The organism is Lentzea sp. NPDC036955 (assembly GCF_055608005.1).
Window position 1 is genome coordinate 202,919 of sequence record NZ_JBVJRC010000002.1, and the last position, 18,867, is coordinate 221,785.

General features: G+C 73.7%; 19 protein-coding genes. 13 read left to right on the forward strand and 6 right to left on the reverse strand.

What is annotated here, in order from left to right:
• Nucleotides 1-2 precede the first annotated feature (2 nt).
• Nucleotides 3-1,463, forward strand: a complete 1,461-nt coding sequence (gene crtI, locus ACZ7CF_RS05995; RefSeq protein WP_470369332.1) for a phytoene desaturase family protein — start codon at nucleotides 3-5, stop codon at nucleotides 1,461-1,463.
• Here crtI and ACZ7CF_RS06000 read toward each other — a convergent pair.
• From ACZ7CF_RS06000 to ACZ7CF_RS06020, 5 genes are all read right to left on the reverse strand, one after another.
• Nucleotides 1,445-2,671 carry an MFS transporter gene (locus tag ACZ7CF_RS06000; protein ID WP_470368994.1) on the reverse strand — a complete coding sequence of 409 codons (1,227 nt, stop codon included), beginning with the start codon at nucleotides 2,669-2,671 and terminating at the stop codon, nucleotides 1,445-1,447. The two genes, crtI and ACZ7CF_RS06000, sit on opposite strands and share 19 nt — an antisense overlap.
• Nucleotides 2,668-3,543: a trypsin-like serine peptidase gene (locus tag ACZ7CF_RS06005; RefSeq protein ID WP_470368995.1), complete on the reverse strand. Its 876-nt coding sequence runs from the start codon at nucleotides 3,541-3,543 to the stop codon at nucleotides 2,668-2,670. Before ACZ7CF_RS06005 ends, ACZ7CF_RS06000 begins: the two co-directional genes overlap by 4 nt.
• A 68-nt stretch (nucleotides 3,544-3,611) precedes the next feature.
• The gene (locus tag ACZ7CF_RS06010; RefSeq protein WP_470368996.1) at nucleotides 3,612-4,361 is read right to left on the reverse strand and encodes a maleylpyruvate isomerase family mycothiol-dependent enzyme; all 750 of its coding nucleotides are present in this window, start codon (nucleotides 4,359-4,361) and stop codon (nucleotides 3,612-3,614) included.
• A 42-nt stretch (nucleotides 4,362-4,403) separates the two neighbouring features.
• Nucleotides 4,404-5,060, reverse strand: coding sequence for a response regulator transcription factor (locus tag ACZ7CF_RS06015; protein WP_360384407.1), 657 nt, complete (start codon nucleotides 5,058-5,060; stop codon nucleotides 4,404-4,406).
• Nucleotides 5,057-6,193 (reverse strand): sensor histidine kinase, encoded by a 1,137-nt coding sequence (locus ACZ7CF_RS06020; RefSeq protein ID WP_458432632.1) that lies wholly within the window; start codon nucleotides 6,191-6,193, stop codon nucleotides 5,057-5,059. The genes ACZ7CF_RS06015 and ACZ7CF_RS06020 overlap by 4 nt, the downstream gene beginning before the upstream one ends.
• Nucleotides 6,194-6,328: 135 nt before the next feature.
• Here ACZ7CF_RS06020 and ACZ7CF_RS06025 point away from each other — a divergent pair, with 135 nt between their 5' ends.
• From ACZ7CF_RS06025 to ACZ7CF_RS06065, 9 genes are all read left to right on the forward strand, one after another.
• Nucleotides 6,329-7,681, forward strand: coding sequence for a hypothetical protein (locus ACZ7CF_RS06025; RefSeq protein ID WP_470368997.1), 1,353 nt, complete (start codon nucleotides 6,329-6,331; stop codon nucleotides 7,679-7,681).
• Nucleotides 7,678-8,076: a FixH family protein gene (locus tag ACZ7CF_RS06030; RefSeq protein ID WP_360384401.1), complete on the forward strand. Its 399-nt coding sequence runs from the start codon at nucleotides 7,678-7,680 to the stop codon at nucleotides 8,074-8,076. Before ACZ7CF_RS06025 ends, ACZ7CF_RS06030 begins: the two co-directional genes overlap by 4 nt.
• Nucleotides 8,077-8,089: 13 nt before the next feature.
• A complete protein-coding gene (locus tag ACZ7CF_RS06035; protein ID WP_470368998.1) occupies nucleotides 8,090-9,193 on the forward strand; it encodes a hypothetical protein in 1,104 nt (367 codons plus the stop codon).
• The gene (locus ACZ7CF_RS06040) at nucleotides 9,186-9,704 is read left to right on the forward strand and encodes a hypothetical protein (RefSeq protein ID WP_360384397.1); all 519 of its coding nucleotides are present in this window, start codon (nucleotides 9,186-9,188) and stop codon (nucleotides 9,702-9,704) included. The genes ACZ7CF_RS06035 and ACZ7CF_RS06040 overlap by 8 nt, the downstream gene beginning before the upstream one ends.
• A 41-nt stretch (nucleotides 9,705-9,745) precedes the next feature.
• Nucleotides 9,746-10,954, forward strand: a complete 1,209-nt coding sequence (locus tag ACZ7CF_RS06045; RefSeq protein WP_470368999.1) for a sensor histidine kinase — start codon at nucleotides 9,746-9,748, stop codon at nucleotides 10,952-10,954.
• Nucleotides 10,951-12,021, forward strand: a complete 1,071-nt coding sequence (locus ACZ7CF_RS06050; RefSeq protein ID WP_470369000.1) for a hypothetical protein — start codon at nucleotides 10,951-10,953, stop codon at nucleotides 12,019-12,021. Before ACZ7CF_RS06045 ends, ACZ7CF_RS06050 begins: the two co-directional genes overlap by 4 nt.
• Nucleotides 12,006-12,650: a response regulator gene (locus tag ACZ7CF_RS06055; RefSeq protein WP_458432625.1), complete on the forward strand. Its 645-nt coding sequence runs from the start codon at nucleotides 12,006-12,008 to the stop codon at nucleotides 12,648-12,650. Before ACZ7CF_RS06050 ends, ACZ7CF_RS06055 begins: the two co-directional genes overlap by 16 nt.
• Nucleotides 12,651-12,741: 91 nt before the next feature.
• Complete coding sequence (locus tag ACZ7CF_RS06060) at nucleotides 12,742-13,368, forward strand: hypothetical protein (protein ID WP_360384389.1); 627 nt, start codon at nucleotides 12,742-12,744, stop codon at nucleotides 13,366-13,368.
• 8 nt (nucleotides 13,369-13,376) lie between these two features.
• Entirely contained in the window at nucleotides 13,377-13,694 is a 318-nt protein-coding gene (locus ACZ7CF_RS06065; protein WP_360384387.1) for an EthD domain-containing protein, read from the forward strand.
• 79 nt (nucleotides 13,695-13,773) lie between these two features.
• On the opposite strand, the gene bdeA is transcribed toward ACZ7CF_RS06065, so the two are convergent.
• Nucleotides 13,774-14,625: a bis(hydroxyethyl) terephthalate hydrolase gene (gene bdeA / locus ACZ7CF_RS06070; protein WP_458432623.1), complete on the reverse strand. Its 852-nt coding sequence runs from the start codon at nucleotides 14,623-14,625 to the stop codon at nucleotides 13,774-13,776.
• A gap of 184 nt (nucleotides 14,626-14,809) precedes the next feature.
• Between bdeA and ACZ7CF_RS06075 the strand changes: the two genes are divergently transcribed.
• The 3 genes from ACZ7CF_RS06075 to ACZ7CF_RS06085 are packed head-to-tail and all read left to right on the forward strand — an operon-like array spanning nucleotide 14,810 to nucleotide 18,766.
• Nucleotides 14,810-17,209 carry a helix-turn-helix transcriptional regulator gene (locus ACZ7CF_RS06075; protein WP_470369001.1) on the forward strand — a complete coding sequence of 800 codons (2,400 nt, stop codon included), beginning with the start codon at nucleotides 14,810-14,812 and terminating at the stop codon, nucleotides 17,207-17,209.
• A 46-nt stretch (nucleotides 17,210-17,255) separates the two neighbouring features.
• Entirely contained in the window at nucleotides 17,256-17,669 is a 414-nt protein-coding gene (locus ACZ7CF_RS06080) for an acyl-CoA thioesterase (protein WP_360384382.1), read from the forward strand.
• Nucleotides 17,666-18,766, forward strand: a complete 1,101-nt coding sequence (locus ACZ7CF_RS06085) for a zinc-binding dehydrogenase (RefSeq protein ID WP_360384380.1) — start codon at nucleotides 17,666-17,668, stop codon at nucleotides 18,764-18,766. Before ACZ7CF_RS06080 ends, ACZ7CF_RS06085 begins: the two co-directional genes overlap by 4 nt.
• Nucleotides 18,767-18,867: the final 101 nt, after the last annotated feature.

Genomic DNA, 18,867 nt, shown 5'->3' on the forward strand with positions numbered 1-18,867 from the left:
TGGTGAACGTGGTGAAGGGCCGCACCGACCGGGTGGTCGTGGTCGGTGCCGGGCTCTCCGGGTTGTCGGCAGCGCTGCACCTGCGCGGTGCGGGGCACGAGGTGACGGTCCTGGAACGCCTGCCGCACCCCGGCGGGCTCGCGGGACGGCTCGACGTGGACGGGCACCGGATCGACACCGGTCCGACGGTGCTGACGATGCCGGAGCTGCTCGACGACGCGTTCGCCGCCGTGGGCCAGCGGCGGGAGGACCACCTCGAGCTGCTGCCGCTGCACCCGGCCTACCGGGCGTCGTTCTCCGACGGGTCGGCGCTGGACGTGCACACCGACGGCGAGCAGATGGAGCAAGCGGTCCGCGACTTCGCGGGCGGCCGCGAGGCGCAGGGCTACCGCGACCTGCGGGCGTGGCTCAAGGAGCTGTACGAGGTCGAGCGGGACAACTTCATCGGTTCGAGCTTCGACTCCCCGCTCGACCTGGTGGGGCCGGAGCTGCTGCGGCTCACCCGGCTCGGCGGCTTCGGGTCGCTCGACCGGGCGGTGGGCAAGTTCCTGCACGACGAACGGCTGAAGCGGGTCTTCACGTTCCAGGCGCTCTACGCCGGTGTCGCGCCCAAGGACGCCTTGGCCGCGTACGCCGTCATCGCCTACATGGACACCATCGCCGGCGTGTGGTTCCCGAAGGGCGGCATGCGCGCCATGCCCCAGGCGCTCGCGGACGCCGCGGCACGCGCGGGCGTGGAGTTCTACTACGGCGTCGAGGTGACGCAGCTCGACCGCACCGGTCACCGGGTGCAGGCGGTGCGCACGGCCGACGCGCGGTTCCCGTGCGACGCGGTGGTGCTCGCGACCGGCCCGGCGCAGAGCACGCGCCTGCTGCGCGGCGAACCGCGCCGGGTGGTGCCGTTGCGCTGGTCGCCGTCGGCGGTCGTGGTGCACCTGAGCGCCCGCCGCATCGCCGACGACCTCGCCCACCACACGATCTCGTTCGGCGACCGGTGGAACGAGACGTTCGACGAGATCATCCGGCGCGGCCGGCTGATGAGCGACCCGTCGCTGCTGCTGACCACCCCGTCGCTGACCGACCCGGACCTCGCACCGCAGGGGCGGCACCTGCAGTACCTGCTGGCGCCGTGCCCGAACCTCGACGCGGCGCCGATCCGCTGGGACGCGATGGCCGAGCGCTACGCCGAGGAGCTGGTCGCCGAGATGACCGCGCGCAAGCTCGTCGTGGACGCCGAACCGCTCGCCGTCATCACGCCGGACGACTGGGCCAGGGACGGCCAGGCGGCGGGCACGCCGTTCTCCGCCGCTCACACGTTCGGGCAGACCGGCCCGTTCCGGCCGAGCAACCTGCCGTTCCGCGACGGCAACGTGGTGCTCGCCGGCAGCGGCACCACGCCCGGCGTCGGCATCCCGCCGGTGCTGATCTCCGGCCGGCTCGCTGCTCAGCGGCTGTCGGCGTAGCGGAACCCGGGACTGAGGTAGAACGCCGGGGTGGTCGCGGCGAGCACGGCGAGCAGCAGCATCGCCGGGGTGAGCCCGACCGCCCCGGCGAGCGCCGTCCCGAGCACGGCACCCAGCGGCACCGTGGCGACGGTGACGGCGCCGACCAGCGAGCCCACCCGGCCGAGCAGCTCCGGCGCGGTCCGGCGTTGCCGCAGGGTCAGCAGGATGACCGCCCACGCGGTCGCGGCGGCGCCGAAGACGAACTGGTAGACCGTCAGCACCGGGAACGCCAGGCCCAGCGCCGCGGCCGGGATCAGGAAGAGCGCGGCCGCCGCGACGGCCGCGCACACCGCGCAGGCGAGACCGGCGGTCAGCCTGCGCGTCACCCACGCCGACCCGGCCGCGCCCAGCACGGCGCCGAGGCTGAACGCGGACATCGTCAGGCCGACCTCGTCCGGGCCGAGCCGCAGCTGCTGGTAGGCGTACACGAAGAACAGCGCGCCGATGCCGCTGCCCGCGAGGTTCATGGTCGCCGTGCCGAGGACCGCCCGGCGCAGCACCAGGTCGCCGCGCAGGTACCGGACGCCGTCGCGCAGCTGGTCGGCCAGGGACGGACCGTCCGCCGCGGGCGAGCGCCAGGTCAGCAGCGTCGCGGAGGTGGCTCCGACGAGCACCACCGCCGAGGCGAAGAACGTGCCGGCGGTGACGAGCAGGGCGAGCTCGGAGGCGGCCACCGCGATGATCAGGCCGCCCAGTCCGGGACCGGCGACGCGGACCAGGTTGAGCAGCCCCGACCGGGTGGCGTTCGCGCGGTCCAGCCGGTCGGGCGCCACCAGACCGGGGATCGCGGCCTCGGCGGCGGCGTCGAACACCGCGCCCGCCACACCCAGGACCGCGGCCAGCACGTACAGCACCCAGATGTCCCGCAGCCCGGACGCGACGACCAGCGCGACCACGGCCGGGGCGGCGGTGCGGACGAGGTCCATGGCCACGAGCACGGTGCGCGGCCTCAGCCGGTCGATCAGCACGCCCGCGAACGGCCCGAGCAGCGCCGCCGGCAGGAACTCGGCGACCAGCAGCAGCGTCGCCGAGCCGATGCCGGAGCCGAACGCGAGGATGGCGACGGCGGGGATCAGCACGACGGTGACCTGCGTGCCCGTCGTGCTGATGGCCTGCGCGACGAGCAGCAGCCACCAGTCGCGCTCGACCTTCCCCCGCGCGGTCACAGCCTTCCCGCGTTCTCGTGCAACGCGCGCACGGCGGGGGTGAACGCCGCTCCGCTCAGGTCCGTCGTGACGCCGTCGACGTTCATCGTGCCCCTGCTGGTGACCGCGAAGACCGTCCCCTGCCCGGTCGCCGCGTCGAAGTCGCGCAACCACGGCCCACCGCTCGTCCCCCCGGCCAGGTCGCAGTCCGTCCGCCACTCCGCCATGACGGAGTTGACCCGCAACGACGCCGGTCGCACGCACTCGACCAGCGCCTCGCCCCGGTTCAGCGCCGAGACCGGGTAGCCCAGCAGCGTGGCGCCGACCGGTGAGCCGGCCTCGTCGAACGACACCCGCTGCGCACCCGCCACGTCCCGGACGTGCCGGCCGCCCACCGGGTCGAGCGCGACCACGGCGTAGTCGTCCTCTGCGCTCGACGGCCCGCGGTAGGTGTCCGGCCAGGCGAACGCGCGTGCCGCGAACACCGGGCCCGCTCCGTGGTCGTAGCCGGGGACGAACACCACGGCGCCGATCGTGATCGGCTGGCCCAGCCTGTCCGTGCCGCCGTGGACGCAGTGCCCGGCCGTGAGCACGACGTCCCCGCTCGCGCTCGGCACGACCGTCGCCGAGCAGGAGCGGTCCTCACCCCGGGAGCTCGACGTGAACAACCGCCCCACCCCCGCGGGCGCTGTTCCCGCGTACGGCTTGCCGATCGTCTCGGCCGGTGGGACCTCGCCCTCTCCGACGGCCTTCACGCGCTCCGGTGTCCAGTGCTCCAGCGCGGCTGTCCGGTCGGCTTCCGGTACCAGGGTGACCACCTGGCCGGCGGCGTGGGCGGGGGTCACCAGGGTCGCGCAGAGGACCGCGGTCGCGCCGAGTGCTTTCCACGTCATGATCGGCTGACGTGCGGCGGTGGCGCGGCGTTGCTCCCGGCACGTCCGGATCAGACCAGGGGATGACGTCAGGCGGGTTCCCAGGCGGCCAGCCGGTCGAAGATCCGCGCGTCGCCCTGCAACTCCAGCGCCTGCGCCGGGACACGGCCGTAGAACGCCAGCACCAGCTCGCTCGCCGTGCCCGTCGCGGTCAGGTCGGCCGGGCCCTCGCCGGTGATCACGCGGGCCCCTTCCGCGGAGAGCCGCACCCGCCACGACCGGCCCTCGGTGGCGCGGTAGTCGACCACCGCGGGCTCGTGGGGCCACGGGCTCGTCGTCGCCACGCAGGTGCGCTGGAACTCGTCGACACCGTCGAGCGCCACGTCGGAGGGCAACGGCTGCGGGGCGCCGATGGTGAGCTGTGCGTCGTAGGTGTGCACGGCGAGCTGCTGGAGCTGGTGCCGCGCAACGGCTCCGCAGGTCGCCGGCGACTGCGAGCCGGTCCACCACACCCAGCACCCGCGGTCGGGGCCCGCTTCCCGCAGCGCGGCCAGCAGCAGCTCGGTCGACTCGGCGAGCCACGCGTCCAGCTCGGCGCGGTCCCGCGGCGCCACCCCGTCCGCGGGTGACCTCCCCGCAGCACCGGGGCCCGCGGCGACGGTGGCGGCCCAGGCGCGCCGGCCCTCGCCGATGTGCTGGGCCAGGTCGTGCAGCGTCCACTCAGGACAGCTCGGCACCTGCGCGTCGAGGTCGGGTGCGGCGGCGACCGCGGAGCGGAAGGCGGTGGAGCGTTCGTCCATCGACCGCAGCAGTTCGGGGAACGCCGGAGGATTCTGCACGGCGGCTGTCTACCACCGCGCCACGCCACGCGACAGCGAATTTCACGAGCGCCGCACGAGCCCGTTCATGTGCGCGTAGGCGACGGCGTGCACGCGGTCCCGCAGCCCCAGCTTCGCCAGCACCCGCGACACGTGCGTCTTCACCGTCTCGTCGCCGACGTGCAGCCGGGCCGCGATCTCGGCGTTGCTGTGCGCCGCCGCGACGAGTTGCAGCACCTCGCGTTCCCGCGCGGTCAGCAGCGCCAGCTCCGGCGGCGTCGGGGGAGGGGCGAGGCTCACGGCGAACCGCGCGATCAGCCGCTGCGTCACCGACGGGTCGATCAACGCGTCCCCGCGCGCCGCCACCCGCACCGCGGAGATCAGCTCCTCCGGCGGCAGCGACTTCAGCAGGAAACCGCTCGCACCGGCGTTCAGCGCCCGGTAGACGTACTCGTCGGAGTCGTAGGTGGTCAGCAGCAGCACCTTCGTGCGGTTGCCGGGGTCGGCCAGGATCTGCTCGGTCGCGCCGAGGCCGTCGAGCTTCGGCATGCGGATGTCGAGCACGGCCACGTCCGGGCGCAGCCGCGCCACCTCGGCCACCGCGGCCCTGCCGTCGGCGACCTCGCCGACGCACCGCAGGTCGGCCTGCGTCTCGAAGATCGCGCGCATGCCGGAGCGCAGCATCGCGTGGTCGTCGGCGACCAGCACCGACAGGGTCATGACGCCTCCAGGGGGAACGTGACGGCGGTGCGCCAGGTCCGGCCGTCCGGTTCCAGACCTGACTGGGTGGTGCCCGCGAACATGCCGGCGCGGTTGCGGATGCCGACCAGGCCGCGGCGCACGGAGCCGGAGTGGCCGGTGCCGGAGCCGGCGGTGTTCTCGGCGGTCACGGTCAGCGCGCGCGGCGCGTACTCCAGGGTCACCGTCACCCCGGACGCGTCGCCGTGCCGCAGCGCGTTGGTGAGCATCTCCTGGATGATCCGGTACACGGTGACGTCCAACGACTCCGGGATCTCCCGGTGCTGGCCGCGCACCAGCAACCGCGCGGGCGTGCCGGCCGCGCGCACGCCGTCGAACAGCTCGTCGAGGTTGTCCAGCCCCGGCTGGCGCGCGCCCTCCGCGTTGGTGCCGTGTAAAAGGTCGAGCAGGTGGCGCAGGTCCACCATGGCCGCGCGGCTGGCCGTCTCGACCGAGAGCAGCGACGTGGCGAGCTTCGGGTTGCTGCCGACGGTGCCCAGCCGGGCGGCGCCCGCGTGCAGGTTGATGGCGCTGACGTGGTGCACGATCACGTCGTGCAGGTCGCGGGCGATCGCGCTGCGCTCCTCGGTGATCGCCTTCGTCACCGCCGCCTGCGCGTCCAGCTCCTCCACCTCGCGCTGCTTCTCCAGCTCGGCCAGGTAGGCGCGCCTGGCCGTGGTGTAGCGGCCGACGAGCCACGGCAGCACCGCCGCCTTGGTCGCGACCAGCACCGCGATCGTCACGCCGTACTCGTTCACCAGCGGGGCCGTCATGAGACTGGCCGACAGCACGCCGAGCGACGCCCACGCCGGTGCGCCGCGCAGCCACGCCCCCGCGCGGTATCCGGCGATCAGCATGCCCGCGTCGTTGTGGTCGATGCCCCTGCCCATGGTGAGGAGGATGACCACCGGAACCGCCGCCTGCGCCAGCGCCACCCAGCCGGACAGCCGCGCGGGACCGGCCAGCATCGCGTCCACGGCCAGGGTCATGGCGAGCACCACGGCCAGCTGCCCGGCAGAGCAGGCGTCGTACACCACGAACCCGGCATCCGCGACCATGCAGACGAGCGCGACCAGTCGCGACTGGTGCTTCAGGGGCAGTTTGATCGAGTCCATCGCAGTGGATCCTGCCGCATCGCCGCCCTGAGCTCCTCCCGCTGTGCAGGGGTCGGAAATCCCCCGTGCGGGGGACCCGGTTTCCGACCCCGCAGTGACGCGGCCCGCGGGTCATGATCGCTATCTTCGGTCACGATGAAGCGAAGTGGTGCGATCCTGCTGCTGGTGCTGGGGGCGGTCTTCTCGGTCGCGGCCCCCGCGCTGGCCGACGGTGCCCAGTCGGGCAGCGACCTGCACGTCGCGCAGAGCCTGGGCGACCGCGAGCTGACCGTGATCATCCGGCGGGTCGCGGAGGTGCCCGGACCGGTGCACGTCGACGTGGTCACCCACGCCGGCACACCGCTGGGCGAGCTCACGCTGACCGCGCGGGCCGCCGGTGCCCGGTCGAGCACGGCGAAGGTGGTCCTCGGTGCCACGCCGGGCTTCCACTCCGGTGTCGTGGAGGTCGACCGGCCCGGCCCGTGGGAGCTGGTGGTCGACGAGGCGACGATCCCGTTCGTCGTGCCGGCCAACGTCGCACCACCGTGGGAGAACGCGACCTACGGCGGGTTCATCGCGGCCGGCGTGCTGCTGTTCGCCGCGCTGGTGCTGGCGGTGCTGGGAATGCCCTCGCTGGCCCTCGTGCCGGCCGGCGGGATGGTCGCGGCCGTGGCCGTCGCGGTGACGGCGGCGCTGCTCGCACCGAGCATCCCCCCGGCACCGGCACCCGGCGCGCAGCTCGACCCCACCTACGACACCGTGCTCGACCCGTGGCAACGAACGTCCACAACGGACTTCTCCCGGCCGCCGGTGAACCTGGTGCCGCGCATGGACGGCGCGGACCTCGTGCTGGACCTGACCGATGGCTCGTCCGGCCGGCCGGTGGACGACCTGCTGGTGCACGACAACGCGTTCGTGCACCTCGTCGTGGTGTCGCCCACCGGGGCGCTGCGGCACCTGCACCCGGTCCGCACCGGGCCGGGCGAGTACCGCACCCGGCTGTCCGGCGCGGAACGGGGCGTGCACGCGCTCGCCGCTGAGATCGCCCGGCGCGGCGGGGGAGTGCAGCTGCTGCGCTCCCGCATCGACGTCGCCGGCACCGGTTCTCCCGTTGCCCACGACGGGAAGGCCGACGTGGCGGTGGACCTCCGGGAAGCGGGCCGGCCCAGCACGCTCACCGCCCGCTTCGGCGAGCGCGACCTGCAACCGTGGCTGGGCATGCTCGGCCACATGATCGTCGTCGGTCCGGTCGGCGACGGTCCCGTCACCGGTGGTGTGGCCGAGGCGCCGATCTGGGCGCACGTGCACTCGATGATCCCGCCGGTGCCGGGCATGCCGGACCAGCCCGACGAGAGCGTCGCGGCCTACGGGCCGGACGTGCCGTTCACCTACTCGTTCCCGTTGCCCGGCCGCTACCTCGTGTGGATCCAGGTCGAACGGGACTACTCGATCGTCACCGTGCCGAAGGTCGTCGACGTGCCCGCGGCGAAGGGGGTCGCCACCAAGTGAAACGCACCAGGGGCACCTACGTCGTGGCCGTGCTGGCCGGAGTCGCCGCACTGGTGGGCGTGCTCGTCGTGCTGTGGCCGCGCACCGTCGAGGCGCAGTCGCACCTCGCCGAGACCGACCGGCTGCGGTTCGTCCTCACGCCCACGAGCACGCGGACCGGCACCAACTCGTTCGACCTGCGCATCACCGACCGGTCCGGCAGCCCCGCCCACGGCGAGGTGGTGGTCGAGCCGGCGATGCCGCAGATGGGCCACGCGGTCGCCCCGGTCACCGCGGCCCCGCTCGAACCCGGCCACTACCGGGTCGGCGCCGTCGACCTGTTCATGGCCGGGCAGTGGGAGATCACCGTGTCACTCAGCGAGCAGCGGGTCGTCATCCCGCTGCTGCTCACCTGAAGGGGGAGGAACGATGGACATCACGGCGTCGACGGTGGCCGCACCGTCAGCCAGGACCGTCCCGAAGGGGGTGGTGCCGGCGGGTCTCGTGGTCGGCGGCACCCTGATCTCGTTGATCGGCTTGACCTGGGACATCCAGTGGCACACCGACGTCGGGCCCGACACGTTCTTCACGATGCCGCACCTGTTCCTGTACGCGGGCAGTGCGATCTCGGGCCTGGCGAGCCTCGCCGTCGTGCTGATGACGACGGCCGCCGCGAAGCGCGACCGGCACGTCGACCCGATCGTCGGCGGCCGCGCTGTCGGCGTCTTCGGCCGCACGTTCTCCGCACCCGTCGGCTACCTGATCTCCGGCATCGGCGCGGCGCTGTTCCTCGTCTACGGGCTGTGGGACCAGTGGTGGCACAGCCTGTACGGCTTCGACGCGGTCATCGCCTCGCCGCCGCACATCGGCCTGCTGCTGTCGATCTCGATCACGATGGTCGGCGCGGTGATGGTGTTCGCCGTCGCCCGTGACCGGCCGTGGGGCGCCTACGGCGTGGTCGGCGCCTCGGCGGTGCTGCTCGCGTTCAGCATGGTGACCGTCATCGGCCTGCAGGCGCTGCCGAACGGGGTCGTGAACTCGATCAACGTCGGTGCCGCGTTCTTCTCCGTGCTGATCCTGTTCATGGCGGGCAACGCGCTGAACCGCCGCGGTGGGGCGCTCGCCGTCGCGGTGGTGGTCGCGGCGCTGCAGGCGGTGTTCTGGTGGTTCTCGCCGTGGGCGACCGAGGTCTACGCCTCCGCCACCGGGCTGCCGCTGCGCGACTACACCAACGGCGTTCCCGCGCTGCCCAACATGATCCCGATGGCGCTGGTCCTCGTCGGGGTCGCCGCCGAGCTGCTGCACCGGCTGCCCGCGTGGGTCCCCGGCGCGCTCGGCGGCGTGCTCATCACGGCCTGCGCGCCGGTGCAGCGCATCCTCGGCTTCGGCGACGGCCGGTTCCCCGCGACCGACCGCTACCTCGCCACCATCGCCGCCGGCGCGGTCTTCGGTGCACTCGCCAGCCTGGCCGGCCGCCGCTTCGGCCGCACGCTGCGCCACCTGGCGCCGGCAAAGGAGAACAGCCATGCGTAAGACGGTGCTGGGACTGGCCGGTGCGGCCGCCCTGCTGTTCGGTCTCGCCGCCCCGGCGCTGGCCTTCGAACCGGTGAACGTCGTGCACACCGAGAAGGTCAAGGCCGGCCCGTACGACCTGACCGTCGGGTTCAGCACCTGGCCGCTCAAGGCCATGCAGTCGCTGGACTTCACGTTCGCGCCCGAGGACGGCATCACCGGCAAGCAGGGCACGCTGACGCTGGTGCACGCCGACAAGGTGGTCGGCGACGACCCGCTGGCCCGCCACCCCCGCAAGCGCGAGGTGTGGGGACTGGACGTGCAGGCGCTGCCCGTGCCGGGGACGTGGGCGATGCGGTTCGACATCACCGGACCGGCCGGCACCGGCACCGGTGAGCTGAAGAACCTCCAGGTGATGGAACAGCCCGGCCCGCCGATGGGCCTGTCCTGGGCGATCAGCACGATCCCCCTGTTCGGCCTGATCGCGTTGATCGTGGTCGCGGTCCGGCGCACCAGGGACACCGCCGCCTGACCGCCGCGGCGCACGAGAGCTGACCTGGCACAATGCCGGGCGTGCTGCTGGAGGCGAGGCTCCTCGCGACGGTGTCCCGCCTCGCGGGTCCCGTCCGCGGCGCCGGTGTCGTCCTGATCAGCCTCTTCGGCGCGCTGTCCGCGGGCTCCGCGGCGGGCTGGACGCTGTTCGCGTTCGTCGTGCTCACCTCCGCCGCCGACTTCCGCCTGCCCGGTGTGGCCCTGCCGGTGGCGTTCGCGCGGGTGGTGGTGCTGCTCGTCGTGCTGGGCGGCACCGCCGAGCAGTGGACGCTCACCGTCCTCACCACCACCCTGATCACCTGGCAGTGGCAGCACCCGCCGCGGGTCACCGTGCCCGCGACGGCGTTGCTGCTGGTCGTGGCGGTAACGGCGGCCGGACCGGACGTCCTGGTGCGCGCGGTGCTGGAGTCGGTGCTGGCCCGGCTCGCCTACGAGCTCCTGCGCCGCTCCAGCCGCCGCGTCGACGTTCTGCGCGAACGCGCCGCCTCGCAGAACCGGGCGGCGGCCGTGGCGCTGGACCGCAGCCGGCGGGAACGCGAGTACCTGGCGTTGCTGCACGACACGGCGGCGGCGACCTTCCTCATGGCGGCGCATGGCGGTGAGCCCTCGGCCGTGGCCGCGCAGGCCCGGCGGGACCTGGTGGTGCTGGCCGAACGGGACAACGCCCAGGGGACGGTCGACCTCGGTGCGGCGCTCGTGGCGGTGGGGCGGGACCGGGCCGGGGTGCGGGTGGCGGCCGGGGACCGTGTTGGGGTGCGGGTTGCGGCCGGGTCGGCGGTGGCCGGGGGCCAGGTCGACGCGCGGGTCGCGGTCGCGCCGGTGGAGGCCGTGCCGGTGCCCGCCGTGGTGGCGCTGGCGTTCGTGCGGGCCGTGCGGGAGCTGCTGACGAACGTGGCCCGGCACGCACCCGGCGCGACCGCGGACGTGGTCGTGTCGCGGGTGGACGGTGGCGCCACCGTGGTGGTGCGCGACGACGGCCCGGGGTTCGTGCCGGCGGACGTCGCGCCGCACCGGCGCGGGTTGCGGGAGTCCGTCGCGGAACGCGTGCGCGCTGTCGGCGGGTCGGTGGAGATCGACTCGGTGCCGGGAGCGGGTACGACGGTTCGGCTGGCGTGGACCGCCGGCAAGAGCCGGGCCGACCACGCGGCAGCCCTCGACCGCCCCGCAACCCTCGACCCGCCCGGAACCCCCGACCACTCCGCAGCCCCCGACCGGGCCGGTGGGCGATGACCGATCTCGCCGTCGTCACCACCACCCGCCAGGTCCTGCTGGTCGTCGTCACCGCCATCCAACTGGTCCTGACCCTCCCGTCCCTGGCCATCGGCCCCGGCTCCGCCACCGCGTGGACCGCGTACACCCTCCTGACCGCGGTCCTCGCGATCGTCGGCGGCCACGTCGCCGCCGGTCGCGCCCAGCTCGGCACCGCGGTGGCCGCGGGGCTCACCGCCGTGGTCCTGGTGGCGTCGGTCCTCGCCACCACCGCCCAGGCCGCCGGCACGCCGCTCGGGTCGCAGGACTGGGCGTTCGGGCTCATCGGCTGGTACCTGCTGCTCGTCCTCGTCGAACGGCCCCGGCCGCTCGTCGCCGCCCTCGGCGCCCACCTCGCCCTGTCGGTCGGGTGGTTCCTGCACGCCGGCAACGGCGACGGGGGTACCGCGGGGGTCGTCATCCTCAGCGGCACGAGCTTTCAGGTCGGCGTCATGGTGATCACGAGGGTGCTCCTGCGGGACGGGCGGCTCGCCGCGGAGGCGGCCGCCGAGCACGACGCGGCGCGCACGCGGGAGGAGTTGGCGCGGCAGCGGGAGCAGGACCTGCGGGCCGGGTTCGAGGGGCAGCTGGGGGCGGTGCTGCCGCTGCTGGCGGACCTCGCCGACGAGGTCGTGAGCGTCGCGGACGAGCCGACGCGGGTGCGGTGCTCGGTGGCGGCGGTGCAGCTGCGGCGGTTGTTCGCGGAGAACGACGACGTGCCGGACCCGTTGCTGCACGAGCTGACGGCCTGTGTGGACGTCGCGGAACGGCGCGGGGTGGTGGTGTCGCTCGCGGTCAGCGGCACGGCCACGCCGGTGCCCACGGAGGTGCGGCGGGAGCTGGTCGCGCCGATGGCCCGTGCGCTCGCCGTGGCCGGTGGGCGTGCGAAGGTGAGTCTGCTCCGGACGGCCACGGAGGTGCGGGTGGCGGTGGTGGCGGACGCGCCGGGAGAGCTGCCGCACCACGACGGCGTGCCGGAGGTGGTCGCGGTCGAGACGAGCGTCCACAGCGGACTGGTGAGGAGCGAGGCGCGATGGCGGGCGACGTGACGGCGGTCGTGGTGGACGACCACCCCGTGGTGCGGGCGGGGGTCGCGCACTGGCTGTCCACAGCGGAGCCACCGATCGCGCTCGTGGGCAGCGGGGAGGACGTCGAGGTCGCCTGGGCGGCGCCGCAGGACGCCGTGGTCGTGCTCGACCTGCACCTGGGCGGTGTCACGCCCGCGACGGCGGAGCTGCGCAGGCTGGCCGAGGACGGTCGCCGGGTCGTCGTGTATTCCATGCGCGCCGACGACGAGATCGCCCTGCAGTGCCTGGAGCTCGGCGCGCTCAGCTACCTGACGAAGGCCGAGGGCGCCGAGCACCTCGTGCAGGCCGTGCGCGCGGCGGCGGACGGGCAGTCCTACACTCCGCCGGCACTCGCGGGCGCGCTGGCGGGGGACCGGTCGGAGACGCGGCCCGCGCTGTCGCCGCGCGAGACCGAGGTGCTGGTCGAGTGGTTCCAGTCGGAGTCGAAGGAGTTCGTGGCGCAACGGCTCAACATCGCGCTCAGCACGGTGAACTCGCACCTGGAGCGGATCAGGGTGAAGTACGCGGCGATCGGCCGGCAGGCGCCCACGAAGGCGGCGCTCGTGGCACGGGCCATCCAGGACGGTCTGATCGGGCTCGACGACCTGTGAGTCGCGTGTGGTGCGAACGACCGATACCGGACCGTCCACCCGCGACCTAGCCTGCTGGGCAGCCCCAGGTTCCGCAGCGAGGAGTTCCGCAGTGACGCACGCCCGACGTTCCCTGATCATCGTCGCCGCGGCGGGCTTGCTCCTGTCGGCGTGCGGCTCCGAGACCAGCGGCTCTCCCACGCCCGCCGAGACCACGACCGCGGCGGAGACGACGAGCAGCACCACCTCGAAGCCCAGCTCCACCTCGAACGCCCCGATCGCCGCCGGCGGTGAGGTCACCGCGCCCGGTTCGAAGCTCAAGGTCGGCTCCCGCGCGGTCATCCCCTTCACGCTCGGCGACAAGAGCGGCACCGTGGCCGTCACCCTCACCGCCATCGAGCAGGGCGCGAAGGAGGACCTCGCGAAGTTCGGCGACAAGGCCAAGGGCATCACGCCGTTCTACCTGCGGGTGAAGGTCGAGAACCTGAGTGGTACCGACCTGCGCTACATCTCGATCTCCCTGCGCGGTCTCGGCGCCGACGGCAAGGGCACCGGCGTGATCATCAGCGGCGACACCCCGAACTGCGACTCCACCAGCGCCCCGAAGACGTTCACCGCCGCCGGCGAGACGTACGAGACCTGCGTGCTGACCGCGGCCACGGACGGCTCCAAGGTCGTCGCGGGCGAGTACAACCGCGGCGACGACTACGTGAAGTCGCCGATCGTCTGGGAGAGCTGACACCCGTCGTGATCACGACCATGGCTCTGCTCAAGGCACACCGCGGGTTCACCCGAGCCGAGTTCGTCGACTACTACGAGCACCACCACGTGCCGCTCGTCCTCAGCGTCGCGCCACCGCCGGACTACTACGCCCGCAACTACCTGCCGGAGTCCGCCGACGTGGAGTTCGACGTCCTCACCCACATGAGGTTCGCCGACGAGCCCACCCGGCAGCGGTGGCTCGCGCTCGTGCTCGCCGAGGGGTCCGGGGTGGCCGCCGACGAGGCGTTGTTCCTGGACCGGTCGCGGACGCGGTCGTGGGTCGTGGAGGAGCACGTCAGCTAGAGCGGCCGAACCCCGGCCCCACCCGATGAGGGCGAAGGCCGGGGTGGCGCGGGTCGCGGCGCTGCGACCCGTGACCGGGTTACGAGTGCGGGCAGGTGTCGCGGTACTCCTCGATCAGGGTGCTGCGGCCCGGTGCCGGGCAGAGGAACTGCTCGTAGCGGGTGTCGTTGTCGATGAACCGCTTGAGCCACGAGATGCTGTACTTCGCGATCGTCGTGTTGTTCGAGTTCGGCGCGAAGTGGTTCGCGTTGTTGAGCTCCAGGTACGCCTTGTCGAGCGTGGACGGCAGCGACGTGTAGAACGGCTCCGAGTGCGACGCGACCGGTGCGATCGAGTCGTCCTCCGCGCCGACCACGAGCGTCGGCACGCGCACCGACGACCAGTTCTTCGTGGTGTGCCAGCCGGTCAGCGGGATCGCCGCCTGCAGGGCGGGGCGCTGGCTGGCGGCGCGCAACGTGCCGCCGCCGCCCATCGAGTGGCCCATGACACCGAGCCGGGTGGTGTCGATGCGGGACCGGACGCTGCTCTGCTGGGTCAGGTAGTCCAGCGCGGCGAGCAGCTGGGAGGCGCGGCTGTCGGGCTGGTCGTAGATCGTGTTCGTGTCGATGGTGAACACCACGAAGCCCTGGGACGCGAGGCGCGGGCCCAGCCACGAGATGCTGGACTGCGTGCCGGTGTAGCCGGGGGAGATCGCGACGGCGCCGAACGTGCCGGAGGCGGTGCTCGTCGGGTAGTAGATCGTGCCGCCGCCGAAACCGCCGACCAGGGAGGACACCGAGGTCTCCGACACGGCGAACGGCCCGCGGAGCGCCTCGATGCTCGCGTTCGTCGGGGCGGGACCGCGTTCGTAGGGGTTGGCCGCGTGTGCGGTACCGGTGCCGGTGACGAGCACCAGCGTGAGCGCCAGGGGGAGCAGGGAGCGGAGTTGCACGGCGTTGTACACCTCATTCGGCAGGGGAAGTGCGAGGACCTCTCGACCCTGCAACCGCCGCGCACGGGTCCGCATCGGTGCAACCACCGGTCTCGCGAAGAACTTCAGCGGTAAAACTAACGCTGGTAGTTGAATTTGTCCCAGACCCCTTCCGCTGGGCCTCCACCGCGGTGAAACTGGCCCGATGTTGCGTGGCCGTGACCGGCAGCGCGTCGCCGTGGACGCGTTGCTCCGACGTGCGCGAGCCGGCCACGGCGGGGTGCTCGTCGTGTGCGGCGAACCGGGCAGTGGCCGGACCGCCCTGCTCGACCACGCCCGCCGTTCGCACGAGGCGGTGCTGTGCCTCGACGACGTGCGCGAGCTCGACGACGACCTGCGCCGGCTCGCCGCCGACGTGACCGGGACGCGGGCGGCGCTGCTCATCGCCACCGAGGGGGAGGCGTTCGGGCTGCCGCACGTGGTGCTCGACCCGCTGGACCGGGCCGAGAGCCTGCTCGTGCTGCACGACCTGCTGCCGGGTCTCCCACCCGCGCTGGCGGTCGACCTCGCCGACCTGGCGTGCGGCAACCCGCTCGCGCTGGTGGAGCTGGCGGGGGCGCTCACGTCGGACCAGCTCGGCGGCATCGCGCCGCCACCGGACGGGTTGCCGCAGGCCAGCTCGTTGCGGGCGCGGCTGCTGGCGCGGTTCGCGGGGCTGTCGGAACGGGCGCGGACCGCGGTGGCGCTGGCCGCCGTGGACGAGGAGCTGACCGCGGACGACCTGGCGCGGCTCACCGGGGACCTGGAGGCGGTGACGGAGGCGGGAACGCTGCTGGACCCGCGGCGGCTGGTGCGGTCGACGCTGGCCGCGGGCCTGTCGCCGGCCGCGCGGTTCCGGGCGCACGCGGAACTGGCCGAGCTGCTGCCCGCGGGCCCGCGGCGCACGTGGCACGCCGCCCGCGCCGGCCGGGCCGGTGACGACGGGCCCGCCGACCTGCTGACCGCCAGCGCCGAGCACGCCCGCCGGTGCGGCGACTTCGCCACCGCCGCCCGCGACCACGACCGCGCCGCCCAGCTGACCGGGGACACCGAGCAGAAGGCCCGCCGCCTCCTCAACGCCGCCGCCGACCACTGGGCCCGCGGCGCACCGCACCAGGCGCGGGCGGTGCTGCGCTGCGCGGTCCGGCTCACCGACACCCCCGAGCTCAAGGCGCTGATGGACCTCGTCGCCGGCGGCATCGACCTGGGCGAGAGCCTCCCGGACGTCGCCGCCGACCGGCTCATGCGGGCCGCGCGCAGCCTCGTCGGCACCCGGCGCGGACTGGCCGTCGCGGCACTCGGGTTCGCGGGCGAGGCGGCGAGCATCGCGGGTGACCACCGCCGCTACAGCGCCGTCGCCGAGTTCGCCAGGGAGATCCGGCTGCCCGACGAACCACCGGCCACCCGGCTCACGCTCGGCCACCTGGCCGGGATGGCCGCCACCTTCGACGGCCGCCACGACGAGGCGCTGCCCGCGTTGCGCGAGGTCGTCGAGCTCGCCCACCGGGTGCCGGGCGCGCAGCCGCGGATCTGGGCCAGCCAGGCCGCCTACGTGCTCGGTGACGCCGTCGGGTCGCACGAGATGGCCACCAGCGCGGTGACTGCGGCGCGCGAGAGCGGGTACACCGCGCTGGTGCCGTGGGCGCTGGTCTACCGGGCGCTGTCGGCGCTCCTGCTCGACCAGCACGCGGCCGCCCTCACCGCGGCCACCGAGGGCGTGCACGCGGCGACGGCGGTCGGGCAGCACAACGCCGTGGTCGACCACCTGACGATCCTCGCCCTGCTGGCGGCGTTGCGCGGGGACTCCGACACGGCGCTGCACCGCATCGACACCGCCACCGAGCACATCACGCAGCGCGGGCTCACCCGACCGGGCACGTTCGGCGCGTGGGCGTTCGCGTGCGTCGACCTGGCCAGGGACCGGCCCGCCGACGCGCTCGACCGGCTGCGCCTGCACCCCGGCCACGCCGGCATCAAGGTCATGGCCGCACCGCAGGTCGTGGAGGCGGCCGTCGCGTGCGGGCAGCCCGGCGCGGGGGACCGGGCGCTGCGGCGGTTCGAACGCTGGGCGGAGGCGACGGGCAGCTCGGCCCGCCTCGCGCTGACCCACCGCTGCCGCGGGCTGCTCGGAGGCGGCAGCGGCGCCGCCGACGAGCACTTCGAGGAGGCCATCCGCCTGCACCGGGCCAGCGGCACCGCGATGGAGCTCGCGAAGACCGAGCTGCTGTACGGCACCCGGCTGCGCAGGAGCCGCAAACCCAAGCTGGCGCGCGACCACCTGCGCGACGCGGTGCGGATCTTCCAGTCCTACCAGGCCGACCACTGGGTCGCCCGCGCCAGCGCGGAGCTGCGCGCCGCCGGCGACAGCACCGGTGAACCCGGCGACCGGCCGGAGCTGACGCCGCAGCAGGCGCAGATCGCGCGGCTGGTCGCCGAGGGCGCCACGAACCGCGAGATCGCCGCGCGGTTGTTCCTGAGCCACCGCACCGTCGAGCACCACTTGCGCAACATCTTCGCGCGGCTCGGCGTGCGGTCGAGGGTCGAGCTGACCAGGAGGCTCGACTGACGGTGCCAGAACCAGAACAAGGTCCGAACAGAGCAAAGGTGGTTGTGTGCGCGAGCAGTACCGGCACTGGCAGCGGATTCCGACCCGATGGGCGGACAACGACGTCTACGGACACGTGAACAACGTCGTCCACTACGCGTTCATGGACACCGTGATCAACACGTGGCTGATCGCGGCGGGCCTCGACATCCACGAGGGCGCCGAGATCGGCCTGTGCGTGGAGTCCCACTGCAACTACCGCGCCTCGGTGGCGTTCCCGGACGCGCTGGACGCGGGCCTGCGCGTCGGGCACCTCGGCCGGTCGAGCGTGCGCTACGAGGTCGGGTTCTTCCTCGAAGGCAGCGCGGACGTCGTGGCGGAGGGCCACTTCGTGCACGTGTTCGTCGACCGCACGACCCGCAAGCCCGTCGAGATCCCCGCGGGCCTGCGCACCCGGATGGAAGGGCTGGTGGTCGCGTGAAGACCCGCGGTGCGGTGCTCACGGCCGTCGGCGGCCCGCTGGAGGTCGTCGACCTCGACCTCGACCCGCCCGGTCCCGGCGAGCTGCTGGTGCGCGTGCGCGCCACCGGCCTGTGCCACTCCGACCTGTCCGTGATCGACGGTTCCCGCCTGCGGCCGTTGCCGATGGTGCTCGGCCACGAGGCCGCGGGCGAGGTCGTCGAGGCGGGCCCGAGCTCCGAGTTCGCGCCCGGCGACCACGTCGTGCTGTCGTTCGTGCCCGCCTGCGGTGCGTGCCGCCGGTGCGCGTCCGGCCGCCAGGCGCTGTGCGAACCGGGTGCCGCCGCCAACCGCGAGGGCACCCTGCTGAGCGGTCACCGCCGGTGGACCCTCCCGGACGGCACCCGGCCGCACCACCACCTCGGCGTGTCCGGGTTCGCCGAGTACACCGTGGTCTCCGACCGGTCGGCCACACGCGTGCCTTCCGACCTGCCACCCGAGATCGCTGCGCTCTTCGGGTGCGCGGTGCTCACCGGCGCGGGGGCCGCGTTCTACAGCGCCGAGGTCGTGCCGGGGGACCGGGTCGCCGTGTTCGGTCTGGGCGGTGTCGGTCTCGCGGCCGTCCTGGCGGCGGTCACGGCCGGTGCCACGCAGGTCGTCGCGGTGGACGTCGTCGAGCACAAGCGGCAGCTGGCCCGCACCCTCGGCGCCACGCACGACGTGGCGGGCGGCCCGGACGTCGTGGCGCACCTGCGCGACCTCACCGGCGGCGGCGCGGACAAGGTCATCGACACCACCGGCGTCGCGGCCGTGCTGGAGCAGGCCTACGCCGCCACCGCGATCGGCGGCACCACCGTCACCGTCGGCCTGCCGCACCCCGACCGGACCGTCACCCTGCCCGCGCTGAACCTGGTCGCCGAGGAGCGCACGCTCAAGGGCAGCTACCTCGGTTCGTGCGTGCCGCGCCGGGACGTGCCGCGCTTCGTCGACCTCTACCGCGCCGGCCGGCTGCCGGTCGACGGCCTGCTCTCCGGCCGGCTGACGCTGCCGGAGATCAACGACGGCTTCGCGCGGCTGGCATCCGGCGAGGCGGTGCGCCAGGTGGTGATGATGACCTGATTGCCCGGTTGGGACCGTTCGGTCAGGAATCGGGCAGGACAGGAGCTTTGTCAGCGGTTGACCGGCCGGTGTCGGCTGCGTCACTGTGAGAGCGCTCTCAT

What these genes read in the sequence shown, in the direction of transcription:
- ACZ7CF_RS06005 (WP_470368995.1), bottom strand. Translation starts at nt 3,543, where the DNA reads ATGACGTGGAAAGCACTCGGCGCGACCGCGGTCCTCTGCGCGACCCTG.
- ACZ7CF_RS06015 (WP_360384407.1), bottom strand. Translation starts at nt 5,060, where the DNA reads ATGACCCTGTCGGTGCTGGTCGCCGACGACCACGCGATGCTGCGCTCC.
- ACZ7CF_RS06020 (WP_458432632.1), bottom strand. Translation starts at nt 6,193, where the DNA reads ATGGACTCGATCAAACTGCCCCTGAAGCACCAGTCGCGACTGGTCGCG.
- ACZ7CF_RS06025 (WP_470368997.1), top strand. Translation starts at nt 6,329, where the DNA reads ATGAAGCGAAGTGGTGCGATCCTGCTGCTGGTGCTGGGGGCGGTCTTC.
- ACZ7CF_RS06035 (WP_470368998.1), top strand. Translation starts at nt 8,090, where the DNA reads ATGGACATCACGGCGTCGACGGTGGCCGCACCGTCAGCCAGGACCGTC.
- ACZ7CF_RS06040 (WP_360384397.1), top strand. Translation starts at nt 9,186, where the DNA reads ATGCGTAAGACGGTGCTGGGACTGGCCGGTGCGGCCGCCCTGCTGTTC.
- ACZ7CF_RS06050 (WP_470369000.1), top strand. Translation starts at nt 10,951, where the DNA reads ATGACCGATCTCGCCGTCGTCACCACCACCCGCCAGGTCCTGCTGGTC.
- ACZ7CF_RS06055 (WP_458432625.1), top strand. Translation starts at nt 12,006, where the DNA reads ATGGCGGGCGACGTGACGGCGGTCGTGGTGGACGACCACCCCGTGGTG.
- ACZ7CF_RS06075 (WP_470369001.1), top strand. Translation starts at nt 14,810, where the DNA reads ATGTTGCGTGGCCGTGACCGGCAGCGCGTCGCCGTGGACGCGTTGCTC.